Genomic DNA, 22,636 nt, shown 5'->3' with positions numbered 1-22,636 from the left:
CGTTCCCTCATTCGTCGCCGCCGCGCAGTGCCAGGCGGACCAGGGTCTCGGTGTCCATGGCGTCGAGCGCCGCTTCCTCGTCGTCCGGGCTCTCCTGACCGGGCTCCTCCCCCTCCGGGAACAGCCCCGCCTGGAGGAGCGCGGCGACGGCCCGTGGGGTGGGGTGGTCGAACACCGCGGTCACGGGCAGCCGCAGGCCGGTGACCACGCCGAGGCGGTTGCGGAGCTGGACGGCGCCCAGGGAGTCGAAACCGAGCTCGCTGAACGGCCGGTCGGGGCCCACGGCGTCCGGACCCGGGTACCGCAGCACGGTGGCGATCTCACTGCGGACCAGCCGCAGGAGGGCCCGTGCGCGGTCCTTTCCGGTGCGGGCCGCGAGGTCGGCGAGGAGCGCGGCGGGTCCGGCGGCGGACCCGCCGGGCCGGGCCGCGGCCGGGGCCAGGGAGCGCAGCACGGCCGGCAGCGTCCCCGCCTCGGCCTGGGCGCGCAGGGCGGCCGTGTCCAGCCGGGCGGCCAGCGGCGTGGGGTCGGCGGAGCCGAGGGTGGCGTCGAAGAGGGCCAGGCCCTCGTCGGCGGACAGCGCGCGGACGCCGTCCCGGGCGAGCCGTGCCGTGTCCGCGCCGCTGAGGTGGCCGGTCATGTCGCTGCGTTCCGCCCACAGGCCCCATGCGACGGAGACCGCGGGCAGCCCCTGGGCGCGGCGCAGGCGGGCGAGGGTGTCCAGGAAGGTGTTGGCGGCGGCGTAGTTGGCCTGGCCTGGGCCGCCGAGGGCGCCGGCGAGGGAGGAGAAGAGGACGAACGCCGTCAGGTCGAGGCCGAGGTCGCGCGTCAGCTCGTGCAGGTGCCAGGCGGAGTCCGCCTTGGCGCGCAGCACGCGCTCCAGTTGCCCGTCGGTCAGGGAGGTGACGAGCGCGTCGTCCAGGACGCCGGCGGCGTGCAGGACGGCGCGCACCGGGCGGTCGGCGGGGACGGAGGCGAGGAGCCGGGCCAGGGCGTCGTGGTCGGACGCGTCGCAGGCGGCGATCCGGACGTCGGCGCCCTGGGCGGTGAGTTCGGCCGCGAGGTCGCGGGCGCCCGGGGCGTCGGGGCCGCGACGGCCGGCGAGCAGCAGGTGCCGGACGCCGTGCCGGGCGACGAGGTGCCGGGCCACCAGGGCGCCCAGGCCGCCGGTGCCGCCGGTGATCAGGACGGTCGCCTCCGGGTCGAAGGGCGTGCCGGCCGCTCCCCGGGCCCGGGCGGCCCGGGGGACGAGTGGCGTCCCCGCGCGGACGGCGAGTTGGGGCTCGTCCAGGCCCAGGGCGCGGGCGAGCTCCGCGGGGCCGGCCGCCTCGTCGAGGTCGACGAGGGCGAACCGGTCCGGGTGTTCGGCCTGGGCGCTGCGCACCAGGCCCCACACGGCGGCCGTCTCCGGGGCGAGGCGGGCGTCGTCACCGGGGCGGGCGGCCACGGCCGTGCGGGTGACGAACACCAGGCGCGGCCCGTCGCCGCCGGGACGGGTGCCGTCGGCGGCCGGCCGCTCGTCGGCCTGCCACTCCCGCAGCAGGGCCAGGACGCGGCCGGTCAGCGCGCGGGCGGCGGCGGGTGGCGCGAGCCCCTCGGGCGGGGTGACGGGGACGACGAGCCGGCGGACGCCGAGGTCGGGGTCGGCCGGGTCGTAGGCGGGGAACGGCCAGTCCTCGGTGCCGTCGAGGACCGCCACGGACCCGGGCGGCGGCGGCACGGGCGTCCCGGCCGCGGGCGTCCACGCGACGGTGAACAGGCAGTCGGCGGCCACCGGCCGGGCCGCGGCGAGCCGGTCGGCCGTCACCGGCCGGGCGAGGACCGACTCCACGGACGCGACGAGCCGCCCCTCCGCGTCGTGCGCGGTCATCCGCACGGCGTCTCCGCCGGCGGACGCGAGCCGCACCCGGAGCTCCCGGGGCGCGTCCCCGTCGGCCGGCAGCCGGACCCCCGACCAGGCGAACGGCAGCAGCGCCGCGCCGGGCGCGCCTTCCGTACGGTCGGCGAGGGCGGCGTGGAAGGCGGCGTCGAGGAGGGCCGGGTGCACCAGGTGGCGGACGTCGGGGGCTTGGCCGCCCGCGTCGAGGACGACGTCGGCGGCGATCCCGTCCGCGTACCGCCACGCGGCACGGACGCCCCGGAACCAGGGCCCGTACGCGACGCCGCACTCGGCGAGGCGGGTGTAGAGGCCGTCGAGGGCGAGGGGGGTGGCGCCTTCGGGGGGCCAGGCGGCGGGATCCGGGACGGCGGCCGGGGACTCCCCCACCGGCGCCCCCGCCGCCAGCACCCCCGACGCCGTCCGCGTCCAGCCGTCCGCGCCGTCCTCCGCGTGCAGGGTGAATGCGGCGCGCCCGGCGGCATCCCGCTCCGCGACGTGGAGTTGCAGGGCGCAGCCGCCGTCGCGGACGAGAAGCGGGGCCTCCAGGGTCAGTTCCTCGACGACGGGTGTGCCCAGGCGGGTGCCCGCGGTCGCGGCGAGTTCCAGGAGTGCCGTTCCGGGGACGACGATTTCGCCGTGGACGGTGTGGTCGGCGAGCCAGGGGTGGCGTTCCGGGGAGACGTGGCCGGTGAACAGGTGGCCGCCGCCGGCCGCCAGGGGGACGCGGCCCGCGAGGAGCGGGTGGCGGGCCGGGGTCAGGCCGGTCGTACGGAGGTCGCCCGCCTCGGCCTGGACGCCGGCGGTGGGCCAGAAGCGCCGGCGGGTGAAGGCGTACCCGGGGAGGTCGACGCGGCGCGGGCCGGCGTTCGCGTACGTCGGAGACCAGTCCACGTCGACGCCGCCCGCCCACGCCTCGGCGAGGGAGCGCAGGAAGTCGTCCGGTTCCCCGTGGCCGCGCTGGAGGGTGCCGACGACCAGGCCGGAGCCGGCCGGGTCGGTGTCGTCGAGGATCTGGCCGACCGGCGCGGTGAGCACGGGGTGCGGGCTGATCTCGACGAAGACCCGGTAGCCGGCGCCTGCCATGTGCCGCAGGGTCTCCTCGAAGAGGACCGGCCGGCGCAGGTTGGTGTACCAGTAGTCCGCGTCGAGCCCGGTTGTGTCGGCGGGCCGCGCGGTGACGGTGGAGTGGAAGGGGACGGCGGCCGTCCGGGGGCGTACGGGGGCGAGGGCGGCGGCCAGTTCCTCGCGGACGCCCTCGACCTGCGGCGAGTGCGAGGCGTAGTCGACGGGGATCCGCCGCACCCACACCCCGTCGGCGGCGCACTCCTCGTACAGCTCGTCCAGCGCCTCCGCCGGGCCCGAGACGAGCACCGAGGAGCGGCTGTTGACCGCGGCGACGGAGAGTCCGCCGTCGAGCGCGGCGAGCCGGGCCCGGACGTCCTCCACCGGCTCGGCGACGGAGAGCATGCCGCCGCCGGTGCCGAGGCCGCGGATCGCCTTGCTGCGCAGGGCGACGATCCGGGCCGCGTCGTCGAGGGTCAGCGCCCCCGCGACGTACGCGGCGGCGATCTCGCCCTGCGAGTGCCCGACGACCCCGTCGGGCTCGACGCCGTGGGCGCGCCAGAGGGCGGCCAGCGACGCCATGACGGCGAACAGCACGGGCTGGACGACGTCGACGCGGTCGAGCGGGGGCGTGCCGGGGACGCCCTTGACGACGTCGAGCAGGTCCCAGTCGGTGTACGGGGCGAGTGCCGCCGCGCAGCGTTCCATCTCCGCCGCGAACTCCGGTGCGGAGGCGAGCAGTCCGGTGGCCATGCCCTCCCATTGGGAGCCCTGGCCGGGGAAGACGAAGGCGATCCGGCCGGCCGGCCCGCCCCCGTGAGCGACCGGGCCTTCGGTCGCCACGCGGTCGAGGGCGGCCAGCAGGTCGTCGCGGGTACGGCCGACGACCGCCGCGCGGTGCGGCAGCTTCGCGCGCGTGGTCGCCAGCGAGAACGCCACGTCCAGCGGGTCGGCGTCCGGGTGCTCGCGCGCCCACTCGCCCAACCGCCGGGCCTGCGCGGCCAGTCCGGACGGGGTGCGGCCCGAGACCGGCCACACCAGCGGGGTGTCGGTGGGCCGGTCGGATGCCGGCTCCTCCGAGACCGCCGGCGGCTCCTCGACGATCACGTGGGCGTTCGTGCCGGACGCGCCGAAGCTCGACACGCCCGCGCGGCGCGGTCGTTCCGGAGAGCGCGGCCACGGCCGCTCCTCCGTGAGCAGCCGCACCCGTCCCCGCGACCAGTCCACCTTCCCCGTCGGGCGGTCCACGTGCAGCGTCGCGGGCAGCCGCTCAGCCCGCAGGGCGCCGATCATCTTGATGATCCCGCCCACACCCGCCGCCGCCTGCGTATGGCCGATGTTCGACTTCAGCGAGCCGAGCCACAGCTCCGACGACCGCTCCCCGTACGCCGCCTGGAGCGCCTGGACCTCGATCGGATCCCCCAGCGTGGTCGCCGTCCCGTGCCCCTCCACCGCGTCCACGTCCGCCGCCGACAAGCCCGCGTCCGCCAAGGCCGCGCGGATCACCCGCTCCTGCGCCGGACCGTTGGGCGCGGTCAGCCCGTTGCTGGCGCCGTCCTGGTTGACCGCCGAACCGCGCAGCACCGCGTGCACCCGGTGCCCGTTCCGCCGCGCGTCCGACAGCCGTTCCAGCAGCAGGACCCCGAGGCCGTCGGAGAAGCCGGTGCCGTCGGCCGCGTCGGCGAAGGCGCGGCAGCGGCCGTCCGGGGAAACCGCCCGCTGCCGGGAGAACTCCCGGTAGACGGTGGGGGTGGCGGCGATGGTGACGCCGGCGACGACGGCCAGCGAGGACTCGCCGCGGCGCAGCGACTGCATCGCGAGGTGGGCTGCGACCAGGGACGACGAGCACGCGGTGTCGACGGTCAGCGCGGGGCCCTCGAAGCCGAAGGTGTAGGCCACCCGGCCGGAGGCGACGGCCGGGAGGGTGCCGATGCCCCAGTAGCCCTGGAGGTCACGGCCGTCGGCGTGGGCGACGTAGCTGTAGTCGACGCCGGAGACGCCGGCGAACACCCCGGTGCGGGAGCCGCGCAGGCCGGCGGGGTCGAGGCCGGCGTCCTCGAACGCCTCCCAGGTGCCTTCGAGGAGCAGCCGCTGCTGCGGGTCCATGGCCAGGGCCTCGCGCGGGCTGATGCCGAAGAAGTCGGCGTCGAAGTCGGCGGCGCCGCGGACGAAGCCGCCGTGCCGGGTGGTGGTGGTGCCGGGGTGGTCGGGGTCGGGGTGGTGGAGTTCGTCGAGGGGCCAGCCGCGGTCCTCGGGGAAGCCGGTGATCGCGTCGCGTCCCTCGGCGACCAGCCGCCACAGGGCCTCGGGCGAGTCGGCGTCGCCCGGGTAGCGACAGGCCATGCCGATGACGGCGACGGGGTCGTGGTCGCCTTCCGGGACGGCGTCGTCAGCGGGTGCGGAGTCCTCGGCGGCGTCGAACCCGAGCCGGTGCAGCAGTTCGCCCGCCACGGCCCGCGGGTTGGGGTGGTCGAACAGCAGGGTCAGCGGCAGGTCGAGGCCGAAGGCGCGGCTGAGCCGGCCGGTGAGTTCCAGCGCGGCGAGCGAGTTGTAGCCGTAGTCGAGGTAGGCGCGGTGCGGATCGATGGTGTCGGGCGTCCGGCCGAGGAGGTCCGCCGTCTCGGCGAGCACGGCGTCCAGGACCGTGCGCAGCCGGTCGCCGGGCGCGGCCTCGGCCACCTGCCCGGCGAGGGTGCCGGCGGTGTGGTTGCCGTCGGATTCCGCAGTACTCACGTGCATCCCCTCGCTGACGTGCTCTCGGGTCGGAACTCTCGGTGGTGCGAGTCGGTTGGCGGTCGCCGTGTCGCGCCCGTCCTCGTCCCGTTCAGGGGCAGCGGACGACCTGTGCGGCGTAGCTGAGGCCCGCCCCGAAGCCCATGAGGAGCACGGGGTCCCCGGACCGGATCTCACCGAGGTCGATGAGGCGGGACAGGGCGAGCGGGACGGACGCGGCGGAGGTGTTGCCGGTGTGGACGATGTCGCGGCCGACGGCGGCCCGGTCGGCGCCCAGGCGTTCGGCCAGCCGCTCGATCATGCGCAGGTTGGCCTGGTGGGTGACGAAGCCCCGCAGCTCGGTGGGGGCGAGCCCGGCCCGGGCGCAGGCTTCCTCGGCGACGGCCACGAGTTCGGTGGTCACCCAGCGGTAGACGGCCTGGCCACGCATCGTCACGCTGCCGTGCCGGCCGGGGATGGCGACCAGGCCCGCCTGGTCGCCGTCGCCGCCCCAGACGACCGGGTGGATGCCGGGGCGTTCGTCGGCGACGACGACCGCGGCGCCGGCGCCGTCGGCGAAGACCGTGGCGGTGTCGACGTCGGTGGGGTCCACCCAGTCGGTCATCCGCTCGGCGCCGATGACCAGGGCGCGCCGGCTGGTGCCGGAACGCACCAGTCCGTCGGCGACGCCGAGCGCGTAACAGAATCCGGCACAGGCGGCGTTGACGTCGAAGGCGGCGATGCGGGGGACGCCGAGCAGGGCGGCGACCGAGGCGGCTCCGTTGGGCATGGGCGAGGGCAGCGAGCAGGTGGCGAGGACCAGCAGGTCGACGTCGGCGGGGGTGAGGCCGGCGGCGGAGAGGGCCTTGCCGGCCGCGGTGGCGGCCATGGACTGCACCGAGTCGCCGGCGCCCGCGAAGCGGCGTTCGCGGATGCCGACGCGGCGCTCGATCCACTCGGCGGAGACGCCGAGGGGCGCGCCGATCGTCTCGTTGTCGACGATCCGCTCGGGACGGACGCCGGCGACGGCCGCGATGCGGGAGCCGGGGGAACCCCCGGAAGCGGGGGCGGGTGCCGGTGGGGGCGGTGTGATCAAGGTGAGCTCACCTCGTCGGGTCGGCGGCGGGGGACGGCGGGACGGGCGGGTGGCCCGGGGCCTCCGTGCTGGCTGGTGGGTGCGGTCGCGACCGCCGGTGGGCGGGGTGCCGCCGCGTCGTGTCGCGCCCGTCGTGTCCGGCCGCGGTACGGCCGGGGCGGCGGGGACGCCCGGGTGGCCGCGGCGGGCGTACGCCCCCGGCTTCCGGGTGCGCGGTGGACCGGTCCGGGGTCCGGGGGCGCCACCCGTCGGGCCCCGGGCGTCCCAACGGGTTACCGCTGGGCACACGGCGTACCGGACGGTCCCGCCCGGCATCCCGCCGCGGCCCGGCCGGCCGGGCGTCCGGGCATGATCCGAAAGCTTGTATCGGGCCCCTCCGCGTCCTAGGCTTCGCGAGCGGGGCGAATCGCCCGTAGCCACCGCGAGGTTCCGTCCGGGCACATTTCAAACATGAACCGCCGCCCGGGAGTTGTCCGACTCTCCCGGCCCCACCGGTGGCCGCGGGGAACGGTTGACGAGGGGGTGGGCCACCACTGGCAAGAGCGGCCGTCGAGGCCGCGTCGATCGACATCAGGCCGAAGGGGGAATGGCCGATCGTGTCCGTGTTACCGCGACTCCGCAGAACGGCGCCGGCACATCCGTGCGCCGTGAGGCTCGACCGCCTCTTACAGACCTCCTGCCTTCTCTCCTTCGGCGGACATTCCCTCGAGGAGTTGGGAAGCACATGAACGGGGAACACGGGGTGAATCCTTCGCCGAAGCGTCTCGTCGAGACGACCGCCGAGAAGAACGCCGCCGCGGGGCCTTCGACGGTCCCGGCACCGGAACGGGGAGCCTCCCCGCTGCCCGGCGGTGCCCTGGACAAGGGCGTACCGCGATCGGCCCTGCGGGCGCTCACCCCGCGGGAACGCGAGGTGCTGAGCGTACTGCCGAGCGGTGAGGGCAACGTTGCCATCGCCCGCCGCCTGGGCATCGCCGAGCGGACCGTCAAGGCGCATCTGACCAGCATCACCAGGAAGTTGGGGCTGCGCTCCCGGGTGGAGGCGGCGCTGCTGTCGGCCGAGTGGGCCGACGAGCTGCGGGCCGACCGGGCGGACGCGGACCGGACGTAGCGGAGCGAGCGGGGGAACCGGGGGGACGGGGGCGGCGGACACGGGCGGCACCTCCTCCATGCGGACTGTCCTTTCCTGGACGGCGGATGAGTCGAGAGTGGGGCCGGCCTCCGTCCCACGGACCTCGTACGACGCGGCGGCCCCGCGGGTCACCGGCGCCGGCTCGTGCCGGTGACCCGTCCGGGCCCGCTACCCGCGGCCCGCGCCGTCGACCGCCTTGGTCAGCCGGTGCATGCGCGTGGCCAGGCTCATCCGGCCCTCCAGGCGGAACGCCGGCGGGCGCCGCCCGTCCACGTCCGCGAAGCCGTACTCGACCGCCAGGTCTCCGGTGCTGAGCACCTGCCCCGACTTCTCGCCGACGTCCGGGTCGGCGAGCAGCGCGGCGACGGCCCGGCCCACGTACTCCGGGGAGTGCACCACCGCCGCCGGGCCGCTGCCCATCAGCTCCCAGGCGGCGGCCACCCGTTCGGTGCGGACGAAGCCGGGGTGCAGCGACAGCGCGGCGACCCCGCGCTTGCGCAGGTCGGCGGCCATGCCGCGGCACATCCGGTCGGCGGCGGACTTGAACACGTCATAGCCGACCTGGCCGAGGTAGATGTCGCCGTCGGTGAAGCTGATGCCCACCACCAGGCCGCGGTCCTGCTCGAACATCAGCGGGACGAGCCGCCGGGTGACGTCGTACTGCCCGCGCAGCGACGCCTCGAACAGCTCGTAGCGCCACATCGGCTGGTCCCAGAAGGGGGCGTCGAAGCGGACGTCGGCGGAGCGCTCGTAGCCGCCCCAGGCGTTGTTGACGAGCAGGTCCAGCCGGCCGTGGTCGGCGCGGACGCGGTCGGCGAGCGCCTCGTTGTCGGCGGCGGTGCCGTGGTCGCAGCGGAGCGCCACGCCCTTGCCGCCGCGCGCGGTGACCTCGTCGGCGGTGTCGTCGACCGTGCCGGGCAGATCCTCGGTGCGCGCGCCGCCGCGGGTGCTGCGGCCGGTGACGTAGACGGTGGCCCCGGCGGCGCCCAGCGCGAGGGCGATGCCGCGGCCGACGCCGCGGCTGGCGCCCGTCACGACGGCCACCTTCCCCGACAGGTCCGGCGGGGTCCAGTCGTCGGTCGTCCCGGACGCGCCGGTGGCTTCGGTCATCGCTGTGTCCTCCGTTGTGGTTCGTGGTCCGGGCCGGCGTTCCGCGCGCGGGAGTTCAATGGGCGTTCAGCGGGAGCTCATGCGAGGTGCCGGGCCGCGTAGGCGAGGGTGGTGGCGTACGCCGCGGTGTCGTCGACCGGCGGCAGGCCGTAGCGGTCCCGGAGTTCGGGCATCGAGGTGGGCAGGACGCCGCCGCTGCACCGGGTGACCTCGCTGACGTCGCGCAGCACGGACAGGTACGAGCGGGTCATCGGCGGCTGGTCGGCGATGGCCTCGGGGGCGAGGCCGTCGGCGTCCAGCAGCGGCGGGACGGTGAGGTGGCGGCCGCGTTCGGCCGCCTGCTTCACGACGATCGCGACGCAGGTCTCGACGTCCATGGCCGCGGGGCCGAGGGTGACCCACCACTCGCCCTCGTCGTCGCCGCGTTCGACCGCCCGCAGCACCGCCTTGGACAGCAGGTCCTGGGGGACGAAGTCCATCCGGATGCCCGGGTGGACGGGGAGGAAGGGGGCCCGGCCGCGGCCCAGCCAGTCCGACATCTGCTGGACGATCTGCGGATGGGAGGTCCAGCCGGTGACCGAGTCGCCGATGAGGTTGGTGGGGCGGTAGATGGCGTGCGGGATGCCGGAGGAGCGCAGGAGGTCCTCTGCGGCCCGCTTGGAGGTGATGTAGTTCCGGCACACGTTCTCCGCGCGGAGCGGCACGGGGGCGGTGTCCGCGAGGGCCGCCACGAACGCCGTGCTCATGAAGTGCACGGGCGCGCCCGCCTCGCGGGCGAACTCGATCACCCGGCGGGTGCCCTCGACGTTGACGGGCTCGTAGCGCTCGGCGGGCAGCCCCCACTCCGTCAGGCCGGCGGAGTGGATCACGACGTCGACGCGGGCGGCGAGTTCGGCGTAGGCGCCGGCGTCGAGTCCCAGCCGGTCCTTGGTGACGTCGCAGCGCACCACCGGCTCGGTGGCGTCGGGCACGGTGGCCGCGCGGGCGGCCGGCACCAGGCGGACGTCGGCGGGCTCGCGGAGCAGGGAGCGGCCGACGACGCCGGTGGCGCCGGTGAGGAGGACGGTGCGGCGGGCGCTCACGGCCGCGACTCCTTCCAGTTCATGAGCCGCGTCGCGGCGCGGGCCCCGATGTAGAGGGCGGGTTCGGGCGGGAACGAGGCGGGCGGGCGGCGCCGTCCGTCGTCCACGAAGAGGAGCCGCGAGTGCGGGGTGTCCTTGCCGAGCGTCAGGTCGCGGAGGACCTTTCCGCCGGTGTGGGTGGCGGCGATACCGTTCCCGCAGTAGCCGTACCCGTAGAGGACCCGGCCGCCGGCGAGCGTGCCGAAGTGCGGCGCGTAGTCGCGGACGACGTCGGCGGTACCGCCGTAGGCGTAGCTGAACTCGACGTCCGCCCACATCGGGAAGAACCGCAGGAACTCGCGGTGGATGGCGCGGTAGACCTCGGGCCGGTTCATGTTCCGCTGCCGCTTGTCCCGGCCCCAGTAGTACGGGGCGGGGCCGCCGGCGAACATGATCCGGTTGTCGTGGGTGAACCGGGCGCAGGTGAGCAGGGACTTGGCCTCGACCAGGCCCTCGCGGCCCGCCCACGGGACGCGGGCGAGCTGGGCGTCGGTGAGCGGCTCGCTCACCATGGCGTACGTCCAGATCGGCACGACCTTGCGGCGGAACGGCGGGAAGGCGTCCATGTGCACATTGGTGGCGAGGACCACCTTGTCGGCCTTCACCCGGCCGCCGGCGGTGACGACGACGGGCCGGACACCCGGCTCGACGCGCAGGCAGGGGGTCTGGTCGTAGAGCGTGACGCCCTTCTCGCGGACCACCCGGGCCAGCCCGCGGGCCAGTTTGAACGGGTTGACCAGCGCGCCGCCGGTGCGCATGCCGGCGGCGATGGCGGGCGAGCCGACGACGGACATCGCCTCGTCGCGGGACATGATCTCGGGGGGCGCGGCGCCCAGCCGGACGGCGAGGTCGCGGTCCTCCTCCAGCCGCCGGAGCTGGGCGGCGTCGGTGGCCACCATCAGGTAGTCGGTGGCCTCGTACTCGGCGTCGACCTTGTTCTTCCGCGTGAAGCGGCCGATCTCCAGGATCGACCGGCCGACCGCCTGGGACGCCTCCAGGGCGCGTTGTTCGCCGAATTCCCCGACCAGCGCCTGGATGTCCTTGCCGATGGTGGGCGTGACGAATCCGTCGGCGCGGCCCGAGGCCCCGTACCCGGAATGGTGGGCCTCGACGATACGGATGTCGAGGGCCGGCTCGGCCTCTTTCAGGAAATAGGCCGTCCACAGTCCGGTGAATCCGCCGCCCACGATGCAGACGTCACAGTCGACGGTTTCCCGCAAGGGGGGACCGGGCGTGACCGGTTCGGTGTCGTGCCAGTACACGACATGCTTGTACGCGTTCAATGAGTGCTCCTCAACGGCCCGCCGGACGGCTTTCACGACGGCTCTTTCCGGGCGGCTTCTCAGACGGCTTCGAAGACGATGCGCGAGAGACCCAGGTGGCGGTTGGCGAAGTGGCCGACCGTCGCGCCGAGATACCGCTCGTAGTCGGCGACGTTCTGCTCGCCGGCGAGGGCGACCGCCTCTTCCCGCCGCGCCTTCAGCCGGTCGAGCCATTCCCCGCAGGTCCGGGCGTAATGGTCCGGGTCGTTGCGCAGCCGTACCACGTCGAACCGTTTCTCCGCGGCCTCCAGCACCTCGGCGAGCGCTGGAATCTCGGATTCCGGGAAGATGTGGTCGATGATGAACATCAGATCGCGGACGGTCTGTTTGTCCATCCGGACGTTGTTGCCCTTGACGTTGGTCTGGAGGGCGATCCGGCCGCCGGCGGGCAGCCAGGAGCGGCAGCGCTCGAAGAACTCCCGGTAGGCGGCGACGCGCTCGGCGCGGCTCAGCCCGGTGCGGGCGAAGTGCTCGAACGCGCCGATGGAGACGATCGCGTCGTAGGGCTTCGCCGGCTCGTGGTCGAGCCAGTTCTCCACCCGCACCTCGGTGCGCGGCAGGGCACGCCCGCGCAGCAGCTCCGCCTGGCTGTCGCTGAGCGTGAGGCCCACCGCGTGCCCCACGCCGTGCACGGTCACCAGGCGTTCCAGCAGACTGCCCCAGCCGCAGCCGACGTCGAGCACCCGCCCCGCACCGGCCGCCCGCGCGCCCTCGACCAGGTGGTCCAGCTTGCGCCGCTGGGCCGCCTCCAGGGTGTCGGACGCCGCGTCGGGGCCGTCGTCCCAGAGAGCACAGGTGTAGGTCATGGACGCGTCGAGCCACAGGGCGAAGAAATCGTTCGACAGGTCGTAATGGTGGCGGATCGCCTCCGCGGTGGCACCCGCGTACCCCGGCTGGACGGCCGCGGTCACGCCGCGCTGCCCGACTTGGTCTCCTCGGCGAGCCGCACCAGGTCGCCCACGGTCTTCACGCTCGCGGCCTTGGACGGGTCGAACTCGATGTCCAGGTCGTCCTCGATGGAGTAGACGATGTCGGCTATCTGCAGGCTGGACAGACCGACCGAGTCGAAGGCGGTGTCGGCGTTCAGCACATGCGCGTCCGCCTTGCCGCCGAGCTTCTTGGCGATACGGGCGCAGACCTCTTCAGCAGTGATCACGAGACAGCCTTTCCGATCATTTCCGATGTTTCCGGTGCGCGGTGACCGAATGTCCGGGATGAGTGCGTGCGATGGGGGAGGGTGTTCCGGCGGTCGCGAGACGGACGCCGCGTGGAACGGGGGTGCGGATGCCCGGGAGGATGTCCACGAGGCTCGCACCCGGAAGGAATTCCAGCGGTTTTCCGGACGCCGCTGTACGCGATTCCGAACCTTTCCGTGCACGTTTTCGCGCACGGTCCCGTGCACACTCGGCCCGCCCCGGCCACGGGCCGCCGCCGGCCCCTTCCGGCCGTTCGCGTCCCGGCCGGGTGCGGTAACCGCCACGGTCCTCGCGACCAGTGGCTCCGGCATGGGTGTCACCGACCTTACCCAGCCATCCGACAGCACTCCATTGCCCTTTAGGGCAATGATCAACAGCCCCGGCGGATTGCTGGCGAAAAAGGACTCGAGGTGTTTTCCTTGCTCGGTACGAGCGGCCCGGACCGAGCCCGTGACCGTCCTGGACCCGGCATGCCCGCCACCGCGCGGGCCGGCGACGGACGGGCGGCACCGGCCGTGAGCAGGCGTCGAAAGGACCCGCCATGCAGCCCGACGGCACCGCCGGCATCGTCGGTATTGTTGATTTCGGCAGCTACCTGCCCGAGAACGTCGTCGGCCCCGAGTTCTTCCGGGCCCCGGACGCGCCCCTCGACCCCCTCGCCGAGATACCGCTGTTCAAGGTGCCCGCGACCCGCCACCACGTCGCACGGGACGAGCGGGCGGCCGACATGATCGCCAAGGCGGCCCGGCCGGTCTTCGAGCGCCTCGGCGTGGACCCGGCCGGCACGGTGGACGTCCTGCTCACCAACGTCCTGTTACCGGACGAGGCGTTCATGGGCGTCGGGGCGCAGGCGGCGCACCGGCTCGGCATCAGCCCCGAGTGGATCGTGGACCTGCACAACGCGGGCTGCGGCTCGTTCATGTACATGATGGCGCTGGCGCAGAAGATCATGGCGGGCGGCGGAGCGCGCACCGCGCTCATCGCCAATGTGCAGAACACCGCCGGGCAGGTCTTCGCCCAGTCCGAGGTGCGCCGGCAGCCGCACGCGGCCGTCCCCGGGGACGGGTGCGGCGTCGCGTACCTGGAGGCGGGCGGCGGTTCGCCGATCCTGGGGGTACGGACCCTGAACGTCCCCGAGCACTCCTTCGACCTGGGGCTGCGGACGCCCGACGGGCGCAAGTACTGGGAACCGGGCGGCGGTCAGATGGACATCGCCTTCGACCCGGCCCGGCAGACCGAGATCCTGGAGCGCGGCAACCGGCTGGTGCCCGAGCTGGTCGGGAAGCTCTGCGCGGACCTCGGAGTGGCGACCGACGCCGTCGACGTGCTGGTCACCAACCAGCCCAACCGGATCTTCCTGAAGAACTGGCGGGGCGCCCTGGGCATACCGGAGGAGCGCCATCTCGACACCTTCGACCGGTACGGCAACCTCTACGGCGCGGCCGTGCCCATCACACTCGACCGGGCGGCCCGGGAGGGCCGGCTGCGCGACGGCGACCTGGTGGTGATGTCCGGCTTCGCGCACGCGGGCGACTTCGCCTCGGCGGCGGCCGTGCGCTGGCGCGGCGGCGCGGCGTCCTCCGGCCCGTCCCCCGACGCGTCCCCCGGCGCCGCATGAGCCGGCGGATCCGGCGGTGCTCCCGCCGCGCGCCCGCCCCGTACCGGCCGCCGGCCGGGAACGGCGGCGCTACGAACGGCGGTTCCCGGAACGGCGGTGCCCCGGCCGGGCTCCGGCCGGGGCACCGCGGAACGGGACACGACCGCGAGGCGGGACGCGACCACGGAACGGGACGAGACCGCGAGGCGGGACGCGCCGGGCGGCTCCGGGCGGTGTTACCCCGCCGCCGGGCCGGCGGCGCGCTGCCGCGCCTTGCAGGAGCGCCGCAGCAGGTAGGGCACGGCGATCTGGTGCACCGGCCGGGCCAGCCCCCAGAGCAGGCCGGCCCCGCGCCCCTTGAAGTGCTGGGCGGTGGCCCACACCAGCGTCGAGCCCTCGGTGAGCACCACGTTGTAGGAGGAGAACAGGCCCGAATGCCCGTCCATGGTCAGCGCGTTCGGGGCGGAGTCCGTGATGCGCCACCCGAGGACGTGCTCGGCGGACCCGGACTTGGGCCCCATGCGCAGCCCCAGCACCTTCGTCCACCCGAAGCGCAGGAAGAACCGCAGCGCGGCCGGGGCCTCCTCGATCGCGGCCCGCGCCCACTCCTCCGGCGTCCGGGAGCGGGCGTCGTCGACCGCTATGGCGTAGGCCGAGGCGTAGTGGGGGTCGGTGAATTCCTCGGTTTTCCGGAGGGATTGCGGAACGTCGACGCGACGCGCACGGGGGACGGTCATGACGCGGACTCCTTCGGCTGACGGGCGCGGACGGCACAGCAGCGTATCGGACGGCACAGCAGAGCGAACAGGGTAACGGATCGCTCGCAAACTCCCCAGGAGGAAAGGCAGTTGAAACCTCTCGGTTCCCCTGAAAGGGTCCGCTCGGGTGAGCGGAAACCGGTTATCGACAATGTCTCGGATACCGCGCGCTGGGTCGCCGAGTACCGGGCCAGGGAATCCGCCCGCCGGGACCGGCTGTTCAGCGATCCGTACGCGGCCGCGCTGGCCGGCGAGCGCGGCCGGGTGATCGCCGAGGAGGCTCGGCGGGGTTTCGGCAACGGCTGGTTCTTCATCGCCCGGACCAAGCTCATCGACCTGCTGGTCGAGGAGTGCGTGGCGGAGGGCTGCACCCGGGTGATCAACCTGGCGGCGGGCTTCGACACCCGGCCGTACCGCCTCGACCTGCCCTCTTCCCTGGAGTGGGTGGAGGCCGACCTGCCGGGGATCGTCGAGGAGAAGGAGCGGGCGCTGGCCGCCGAGAAGCCGCGCTGCGTCCTCTCCCGCACCGCCGTGGACCTCACCGACGCCGCCGCCCGCCGCGCCTTCCTGGCCTCGGCGACGGCCGGCGGCGGCCGGACGCTCGTCATCACGGAAGGGCTTCTGCTATATCTGGACGCGTCCGAGGTCCACGCCCTCTCGGCGGATCTGAAATCCTGCCGGGTGACATGGTGGACGGCCGACGTCATCGGCCCGCTCATCCGCCGGCTTTCGGCCCGGGCGAGCCGCGAGAACAACGCGCCCGTCGTATTCGCACCGGACGACGGAGTCGCATTCTTCGAACGCGCCGGCTGGGCCGTGGAACGCGTCGGCACCCAGTTGTCCGCGGCGGCGAAATGGCGTCGCCTTTCCCCGCTGATGCGGCTCGTCTCCCGGCTCCCCCAGGCCGATCCGCGGCATCCGGGGAACGCCCTCTGGTCGGCCGTCGTCCGGCTGCGCGACCCGGAATCCGTAGCGCCTTCCGACCGACGTCCCGCCTGACCTTTCGGCCGGCGTCCGCGTGACGTCCGACCGGCGTTCCGCCCGACCCCGCCGCCCCCGGCGATCCGTTGAAACACCACTACCGTTGGGATGTGCCCGATGCCCGAAAACCCCCACTCCGGCGGCCTCCGGAGGCTGGTGGCCGTCGTCTCCGACCGTGACGTCGCAGGCCCCGCGGCGGCCCGCGCGCTGCGGGACCTGGCCGGCGCGCGCGACGTCGTCACCCCGGTGGAGCCGGCCGGTCACGACGGCACCGACGCCTACCGGGAAGTCGTCGACCGCGGCCTGCGCTTCCTCGACCTGGTCGGCCCCGAGGACCGGTTCACCCTGGTCACGGCCGACTCGCTGGCGGGCGTGGAGAGCGCCGTCGCCGAGGCGGCCGGCGACGGGAAGGCCGTGCTCAGCCTGCTGGTCGTCGACCACCGGGAGCTCCGCTACCGGATGACCTCCCCCGACGACCTCAACACCCGGCTGGCCAAGCTGGCCGCGGCCCTGGGCGACGCCGTCGAGTTCGAGCCGAGCCCGTACACCGTGCACGTCTACACGGACCCGGACGTCGAGAGCTTCTACTCGGTCGAGCTGTTCACCCCGCGCTGGGCGCCCGACGAGGAGTGGGTGGTGACCGCCGACCTCGCCTGCGCGTTCGTCGACTCCGTGCAGCTGCACTCCAACCGGCGGCTGCGGCCGGCCCTGAAGACCAGCACCATGGCCGACGCCCTCGCCGACTTCCTCACCGCCGAGGCGGGGACGTCCTGGGGCCTGCACTACTACACCGGCTCCGGCGTCGCGACGTTCATCGACGACATCGAGCGGCGGGCCGTCGGCAACGGCAACCCGATCGTGCGCGGTCCGAGCGAGCACAGCCTGGCCTGTTCGGCGCTGGCCCGCTGGACGCTGGACGGGGCGCCGTTCGCGATCGTGGCGACGAGCGGCATGCACGAGGAGTTCCGCGGCACGCTCGCCAACCACATCTCCGTCGGCACCCGCGGCTTCATCGTCTGCTGCGACTCCAAACTGGACGCCTGGCACCCCTTCCAGGGCACCATGCACCTCACCGAGGACAGCCGTCCCTCGCTGCTCGCCCGTGGCTTCCCGGTGGTGCACATCCCGCGCTCCGCGGACATCGCCCGCGGCCTCGCGGAGGCGTTCGAGGCGTACTCGGCCGGCAAGGGCCCGGTCATGATCATCGCGCCGCGCGACGTCCTCCAGACGACGCTCCCCGACGAGCAGCGCCCCGAGATCCCCCGGACCGCGCCGCGCCCGGCCGTCGAGGCGGTCCGCTCCCCCGAGGTCGACCGGCTGGTCACCCTGCTCAACACCGAGCGTCGCCGACTGCTGTGCCAGGTCGGCCCGTTGAGCGGCCCGGCCCTGGAGCTGATGTACGAGCTGGCGCGGGAGGCGGGCATCGGCCTCGCCGACTCGGTGGCCCAGCCCGGCACCGTCAGCCGCTACCGGGACGGCCGGACCGTCGACGAGTACATCGGCACGCTGAGCATGTACGGCTACTCGCCGCGCGTCTTCGAGTACCTGTACAAGGACGGCGCGCTGCGGCCCGCCGGCGAGCAGGCCGTGATGTTCGTCGGCACCCCCATACCGCAGATCGACACCCCCTTCTCGGAGATCTCCCTGCGGCAGCTCGCCCCCGTCCAGATCGTCGAACGGGAGGTCGACCGGGCGCCGTTCACCGGCCTGGGCGTGGTCGCCGACATCGAGGGCGTGCTGCGCGCCCTGCGGGAGCGGCTGGACGTCGACCCGGAGGTGCTGGCGTACCGCCGCGCGGCCATCGCCTCGTCGCGGGAGTCCGACGGCGACGTCATCGGCCTGCTCCCGGTGCTGCCCATGACCACCAACCACTTCTTCCGGCGGCTGCGCGGCGTCCTGGACGGGCTGATCCGCGAGCAGGACTACCGCTACGTCGGCGTCTACGACATCGGCCGGGCCGGCCTGTCGGCGGTCAACAGCCTGCCGCGCACCAGCAAGTCGTTCTCCGGCTGGTACGGGCGCGGGCTGATGGGCGACGGGCTGATGGCGCTGCCGGGCATCGCGACCCGCCGGGACGAGAACGTCATCTCGTTCACCGGCGACGGCACGGCCGCGATGGTGCCGGACATCGTGCCGACGCTCGTCCAGCAGATCGCCGTGGACCACTCGGCGTTCCGCCGCAACCTGACGATCTTCCGGTTCGTCAACGGCAGCCACTCCGTGATCCGCACCTACCGGGAGAGCGTCGACCCGGGCGCGGTCGACGGCCAGTGCGGTGTGCTGACGTTCACGCCGGAGGACTACGACCGCCGGTACGGCTCGCTGCTGGTGCGGCACCGCCGGGTGACCCGGTTCGAGGACGTGCCGTTCGCGGAGCAGCTCCAGGAGCCGGAGACGGTGAACCTGTACTCGGTGCTGCTGGGCCACAACAACGAGGGCGACGGCCTGAGCCGGTTCTCGTCGCTCGGCTGGCAGCGCGACGAGCTGTCGCCGAAGGCCCTGGCGGTGGCCGGGGTGCCGCTGCCCGAGCGGCCGGCGAAGCCGTGACCCCTACCGGAGAGATGAGGAGGCGGCCATGAACCGGGCCGAGATCGAGGAGCGGGTGATCAACCTGCTCGCGGAAGCCGTGGTGGTGCCGAGAGAGGACGTCGAGGACCTCCGCACCGATCTGCGCGAGGACCTCGGGGTCGACTCGATGGACTACGTCGAGCTGATCACCGTCCTGGAGCGGGACCTCGGGCAGCAGGTGGAGCGCGAGGAACTGGCGTACGTCCGCACGGTGGGCGACGTGGTGGACCTGGTGCAGCGGCTGGTCTCCCGGCGGGACGCGGCGGCGGCGGGGTGAACCGGGCGGGCGGCGCGGGCTCGGGTGCCCGCGCCGCCCGGGACCGGGGGCTCAGGCCCGTCCGGCCGCCTCGTTCGCCGCCGCCTTCTCCAACTGGAACGCCTCGTTCCCGAGCCCGATCCGAGCGTGCACCTCCGGCCGTACGGACTTCAGCACGGCCCCCAGCACCAGCCCGGCGACCAGCGCCACCAGCACGATGCCCGGAAGCAGCCAGCGGAGCGGCGAGCCCGGCCCGGAACCGACCAGCGCGTCGAAGTCCCGGACGGTGATCACGGCGATCACGGTCAGGGCCAGCCCGGCGACGCCCGAGGCGACGAGCCGCCACGCCTGGGCGCGGGCGGCGCCGCGCCGTACGAAGAAGACGATCACACCGGCGGACGCGGCGATCATCAGCACGGTGACGCCGAGCGCGCAGACGTTGCCCAGCCAGTTGGACAGCCGCAGCACGGGCGCCGTCGGGTCGCCGGTCGGCTTGTCGTCGGTGGCGGCGAAGACGATGACGACGAGCAGCGCCACGGTGCTCTGCAGCAGGGAGCCGTGGGCGGGGGCGCCGCTGGTCCGGGAGGTGCGGCCGACGGCGGCGGGCAGCAGCCCCTCGCGGCCCATGGCGAAGGCGTACCGCGCGACGACGTTGTGGAAGCTGAGCATCGCGGCGAACATGCCGGTGACGTAGAAGAGGTGCATCACGTCGGTGAACCCGGAGCCGAGCCGGTCCTCGGTGAGCCCGAAGAGGAGGTTGGGGCCCTCGCTGAGGGAGAGTTCGTGGATCTTCGACGGCCCGGCGGCGACGGTCAGCGCCCAGGCGCTGACCGCGAAGAAGACGGCGATGAACCCGACGGCGAGGTAGGTGACCCGGGCGACGACGACCTGGGGGCGGCTGGTCTCCTCCGAGTAGACGGCGGCCTGTTCGAAGCCGACGAAGGAGGCGATGGTGCCGCAGAAGGCGGTGCCGAGGCCGGCGCCGGAGAGCGTGTCGGGGTGGAAGGCGCGCAGCGAGACGCCCTCGGGTCCGGGTGAGCCGAGGCCGGCGACGTCGAAGACGAGGACCATCACGACCTCGATCAGCAGCAGGACGCCGAGCACCTTCACGTTCAGGTCGATCTTCAGCCAGCCGAGGACGCCGACGACCACGACGGCGATCAGGGCGGGTATCCACCAGGCGACGGTCACGTCCAGGTGCCGCTGGAGCAGGTTGGACAGCTCGAAGCCGAAGAGGCCGTAGATGCAGCACTGCATGGCGCTGTACGAGACCAGGGCCACGATGGACGACCCGGCGCCGGCCGTGCCGCCGAGGCCGCGGGCGATGTACGCGGTGAAGGCGCCCGCGTTGTGCACATGGCGGCTCATCTCGGCGTAGCCGAAGCTGAACAGCAGCAGGATCAGCCCGAGGATGACGTACAGCAGGGGCGCGCCGACGACGCCCAGCACGCCGAAGGTGACGGGCATGCCGCCGGTGGTCACCATCAGCGGCGCGCTGGCGGCGACGACGGACATCAGGAGGCCGGCCAGGCCGATGCGGTCGGCGCGGAGGCTCCTCTCCTGTCCCTTGAAGGTGCTGATCTCGCCGGGTGTCGCCTTGCCTGATGTCGTCCTGCCTGATGTCGTCCTGCCGGTGGGCATGCGGGGGCCGTCCTCACTGGGGTGGGTGTGCGGGGGGAATGTCCTGCGTTGTTCACCGGGAGCCGAGGGCGGCGCGCCGGGCGGCGCGGTAGGCGGCCTTGGGGTCCCGGTCGGGGTAGGCCCAGGGCTCCCGGGTGACGTGCGGGCCGATCCGGATGAGCAGCGCCGCGGCCTCGGCCAGCCGGCCCTCGTGGAGCTTGGCGTGGGCGAGGAAGTTCAGGTCGACCTTGTGCCGGGGGTGCGGCGGGGCGGCGGGTGTCCGGGGGACGCGGGGGTCGCCGGGCGCCTCGGGCGCGTCGTCCGTGTCGTTGACGTCCCACTCCAGCCACCAGTCGAAGGCCGTCTTGAGCACCTGGCGGGCCCGGCGGCCGGCCCAGTGCCCGGAGGCGCCCGGGTCGCGCGGCAGGGTGCCGGCGCGGGCCAGGGCGCGGAAGCGCTCGGCGTGGGCGACGACGGGGAGCAGGGCCAGCGGCGAGTCGGCGGGGGCCTGCTCGGCGGCCCAGGCGGCGAAGTCGTAGACCTCGTGCAGCGGGTCGTCGTGGTCGGCCTTGTGCCCGGCCAGGCAGGCGGCCATCAGGTGGTGGGCGTGGTGATGCTCGGGGTGCCGGGCCCGCACCTGGCCGAAGCAGCGGGCGGGCTCGTCGTCGGTGACGCCGGCGTGCGCCAGGAGGAGCAGTCCCAGCCAGGGGGTGGGGTCGTGGGGCGCCATCCGGGCGGCGGCCCGGCACAGGCTCCGGGCGCTCTCGGCGTCGCTCTTACGGCGTACGGCACGGTGGACGGCGGCGCAGGCGAGCAGGGCGGCGGCGTCGGCGCTGTCGGGCTCGGCGAGCAGCCACTCGCGTCCCCAGGCGGTGCTGGTGGACACGGCGGCGAGGGTGGTGAGGCGGTGGCCGCGCAGGTCCCAGTCGTCGCCGGTCTCCGCGAGGAGCCGGCGGGTCTCGGCCCACCGCCCCCGGGCCAGCTCGTCACGGACGGTGACCAGCTCGGTGTCGTCGAGTGCGGAGTCGAAGGTCGGCCCGCCCCCCAGCCGAGAGCGGCCCAAGGGGGGTGGAGGGGTCATCGTCGGGCGTCCTCCGCGGCGTGCGTCCCTGCGGGGGCCCGGACCCGGGTGCCCGCTGACCGGCATTTTTGATCACGCACAGCAAAGCGTTAGTCACAGCTTCCCGTCAAGGGCGATACGGTCCCGTCCGCTCCGGTCTGGATGAACGTCCGAAAGCGGGGTACTCGGACGGCGTACCGTCCGTGCGGCGACTATCGTCTACCTGGTCAATTCGCTGATGACCGGCAGGTCTTGAGGTGCGCGACGTATGGTCTTCGCCTTCGCCCTGAGCGCGGCTTTCTGCCTCGGTGTCGGGTTCGTCCTCCAGCAGAACGCGGCACAGCGGGCCCCCATGAGCGATTTCCTCTCCTTCCGACTGCTGCTGGACCTGGTCCGGATGCCGCGCTGGCTGGCGGGGATCGGCCTGATGGTGTGCGGCATGGCGCTCGGCGCGGTGGCGCTGGGCGGCGGCGAGGTGTCGCTGGTCGAACCGCTGCTCGCGACGAACCTGCTGTTCGCCATGGCCCTCTCCCGCTGGCAGACCAAGCAGCCGCTCGGCTGGACGGGCTGGGGCGGCCTGTGGCTGCTGGCCGGCGGTGTCACCGCCTTCATCGTCGCGGGCCGCCCGCACGGCGGCGCATCGGTGTCCGACCCGCTCCGGCACTGGCTGATCGTCGGCCTGGTCATCGGCGGCGCACTGGTTCTGGCGGCCGTCTCCAAGCGCCTCCGGATGAGCGCCGAGGCCGCGACCCTCGCCGTCGCCGCCGGCCTGCTGTACGGCCTCCAGGACGCCCTCACCCGGGTCAGCGGCCAGCGCTTCCGCGACGGCGGCTGGGCGTCCCTGGTGATCAGCTGGCAGCCGTACGTGGTCCTGGCCCTGGGCGTCACCGGCCTGGTCCTGGTCCAGAGCGCCTTCGAGACGGCCCCCCTGCGCATGTCCTTGCCCGCCCTGACGGCGGCCCAGCCCCTGGCGGGCATCGCCTGTGGCGTGGGTTTCCTGGGCGACCAGCTGCGCACCACACCGGCGGCCCTCGCCTGGCAGGCGGCCGGCATGGCCGCGATCGTCGTCGGCATCATCCTGATCGGCCGCCACCCGGCGATGCCGCCGGGGACGACGGCACCGGAACTCCGGGACCTCCAGCCGCACTGAGACCCCCTCCCGCTTG

The 22,636-nt window shown here is 74.1% G+C and carries 16 protein-coding genes; 6 read left to right on the top strand and 10 right to left on the bottom strand.

Annotated features, from left to right (window positions below; translation table 11 throughout):
• Window positions 1–7 precede the first annotated feature (7 nt).
• Window positions 8–5,674, bottom strand: coding sequence for a type I polyketide synthase (locus ACH4PU_RS10060; protein WP_398268847.1), 5,667 nt, complete (start codon window positions 5,672–5,674; stop codon window positions 8–10).
• 91 nt (window positions 5,675–5,765) lie between these two features.
• Window positions 5,766–6,749, bottom strand: a complete 984-nt coding sequence (locus ACH4PU_RS10055) for a beta-ketoacyl-ACP synthase III (RefSeq protein ID WP_398268844.1) — start codon at window positions 6,747–6,749, stop codon at window positions 5,766–5,768.
• A 724-nt stretch (window positions 6,750–7,473) separates the two neighbouring features.
• On the opposite strand from ACH4PU_RS10055, the gene ACH4PU_RS10050 reads away from it, so the two are divergent.
• Window positions 7,474–7,860, top strand: coding sequence for a helix-turn-helix transcriptional regulator (locus ACH4PU_RS10050; protein ID WP_398268840.1), 387 nt, complete (start codon window positions 7,474–7,476; stop codon window positions 7,858–7,860).
• A 189-nt stretch (window positions 7,861–8,049) separates the two neighbouring features.
• Here the strand turns inward: ACH4PU_RS10050 and ACH4PU_RS10045 are convergent, their stop codons facing one another.
• From ACH4PU_RS10045 to ACH4PU_RS10025, 5 genes are all read right to left on the bottom strand, one after another.
• Window positions 8,050–8,991 (bottom strand): SDR family NAD(P)-dependent oxidoreductase, encoded by a 942-nt coding sequence (locus tag ACH4PU_RS10045; RefSeq protein WP_398268837.1) that lies wholly within the window; start codon window positions 8,989–8,991, stop codon window positions 8,050–8,052.
• A 77-nt stretch (window positions 8,992–9,068) separates the two neighbouring features.
• Window positions 9,069–10,073: an SDR family oxidoreductase gene (locus ACH4PU_RS10040; RefSeq protein WP_398268834.1), complete on the bottom strand. Its 1,005-nt coding sequence runs from the start codon at window positions 10,071–10,073 to the stop codon at window positions 9,069–9,071.
• Entirely contained in the window at window positions 10,070–11,395 is a 1,326-nt protein-coding gene (locus ACH4PU_RS10035; protein ID WP_398268831.1) for an NAD(P)/FAD-dependent oxidoreductase, read from the bottom strand. The genes ACH4PU_RS10040 and ACH4PU_RS10035 overlap by 4 nt, the downstream gene beginning before the upstream one ends.
• 59 nt (window positions 11,396–11,454) lie before the next feature.
• On the bottom strand, window positions 11,455–12,345 hold the full coding sequence (locus tag ACH4PU_RS10030) for a class I SAM-dependent methyltransferase (protein WP_398268828.1): 891 nt from the start codon (window positions 12,343–12,345) through the stop codon (window positions 11,455–11,457).
• A complete protein-coding gene (locus ACH4PU_RS10025) occupies window positions 12,342–12,590 on the bottom strand; it encodes an acyl carrier protein (RefSeq protein ID WP_004946046.1) in 249 nt (82 codons plus the stop codon). The genes ACH4PU_RS10030 and ACH4PU_RS10025 overlap by 4 nt, the downstream gene beginning before the upstream one ends.
• 581 nt (window positions 12,591–13,171) lie before the next feature.
• Here ACH4PU_RS10025 and ACH4PU_RS10020 point away from each other — a divergent pair.
• Window positions 13,172–14,248 (top strand): 3-oxoacyl-ACP synthase III family protein, encoded by a 1,077-nt coding sequence (locus tag ACH4PU_RS10020; RefSeq protein WP_398268824.1) that lies wholly within the window; start codon window positions 13,172–13,174, stop codon window positions 14,246–14,248.
• Between the two features lie 215 nt (window positions 14,249–14,463).
• On the opposite strand, the gene ACH4PU_RS10015 is transcribed toward ACH4PU_RS10020, so the two are convergent.
• Entirely contained in the window at window positions 14,464–14,964 is a 501-nt protein-coding gene (locus ACH4PU_RS10015) for a DUF2867 domain-containing protein (protein ID WP_398268822.1), read from the bottom strand.
• Window positions 14,965–15,075: 111 nt separating this feature from the next.
• On the opposite strand from ACH4PU_RS10015, the gene ACH4PU_RS10010 reads away from it, so the two are divergent.
• The 3 genes from ACH4PU_RS10010 (at window position 15,076) to ACH4PU_RS10000 (ending at window position 18,811) form a co-directional block, all read left to right on the top strand.
• A complete protein-coding gene (locus ACH4PU_RS10010; protein WP_398268819.1) occupies window positions 15,076–15,984 on the top strand; it encodes a class I SAM-dependent methyltransferase in 909 nt (302 codons plus the stop codon).
• Window positions 15,985–16,083: 99 nt separating this feature from the next.
• Window positions 16,084–18,513, top strand: a complete 2,430-nt coding sequence (locus ACH4PU_RS10005; protein ID WP_398268816.1) for a hypothetical protein — start codon at window positions 16,084–16,086, stop codon at window positions 18,511–18,513.
• 28 nt (window positions 18,514–18,541) lie between these two features.
• Window positions 18,542–18,811, top strand: a complete 270-nt coding sequence (locus tag ACH4PU_RS10000) for an acyl carrier protein (RefSeq protein WP_398268813.1) — start codon at window positions 18,542–18,544, stop codon at window positions 18,809–18,811.
• A gap of 51 nt (window positions 18,812–18,862) precedes the next feature.
• Here ACH4PU_RS10000 and ACH4PU_RS09995 read toward each other — a convergent pair whose 3' ends face one another.
• Both ACH4PU_RS09995 and ACH4PU_RS09990 read right to left on the bottom strand, forming a co-directional pair.
• The gene (locus tag ACH4PU_RS09995; RefSeq protein ID WP_398268810.1) at window positions 18,863–20,431 is read right to left on the bottom strand and encodes an APC family permease; all 1,569 of its coding nucleotides are present in this window, start codon (window positions 20,429–20,431) and stop codon (window positions 18,863–18,865) included.
• Between the two features lie 52 nt (window positions 20,432–20,483).
• Window positions 20,484–21,491, bottom strand: a complete 1,008-nt coding sequence (locus tag ACH4PU_RS09990) for a hypothetical protein (protein ID WP_398268807.1) — start codon at window positions 21,489–21,491, stop codon at window positions 20,484–20,486.
• Window positions 21,492–21,738: 247 nt separating this feature from the next.
• Between ACH4PU_RS09990 and ACH4PU_RS09985 the strand changes: the two genes are divergently transcribed.
• Entirely contained in the window at window positions 21,739–22,620 is an 882-nt protein-coding gene (locus ACH4PU_RS09985; RefSeq protein WP_398268804.1) for a DMT family transporter, read from the top strand.
• Window positions 22,621–22,636: the final 16 nt, after the last annotated feature.

The sequence above is a fragment of the Streptomyces sp. NPDC021100 genome (assembly GCF_044333095.1).
Taxonomy (GTDB): domain Bacteria; phylum Actinomycetota; class Actinomycetes; order Streptomycetales; family Streptomycetaceae; genus Streptomyces.
Note: the sequence above shows the minus strand (reverse complement) of the source record. Positions and strands in the feature narration are given on the sequence as shown.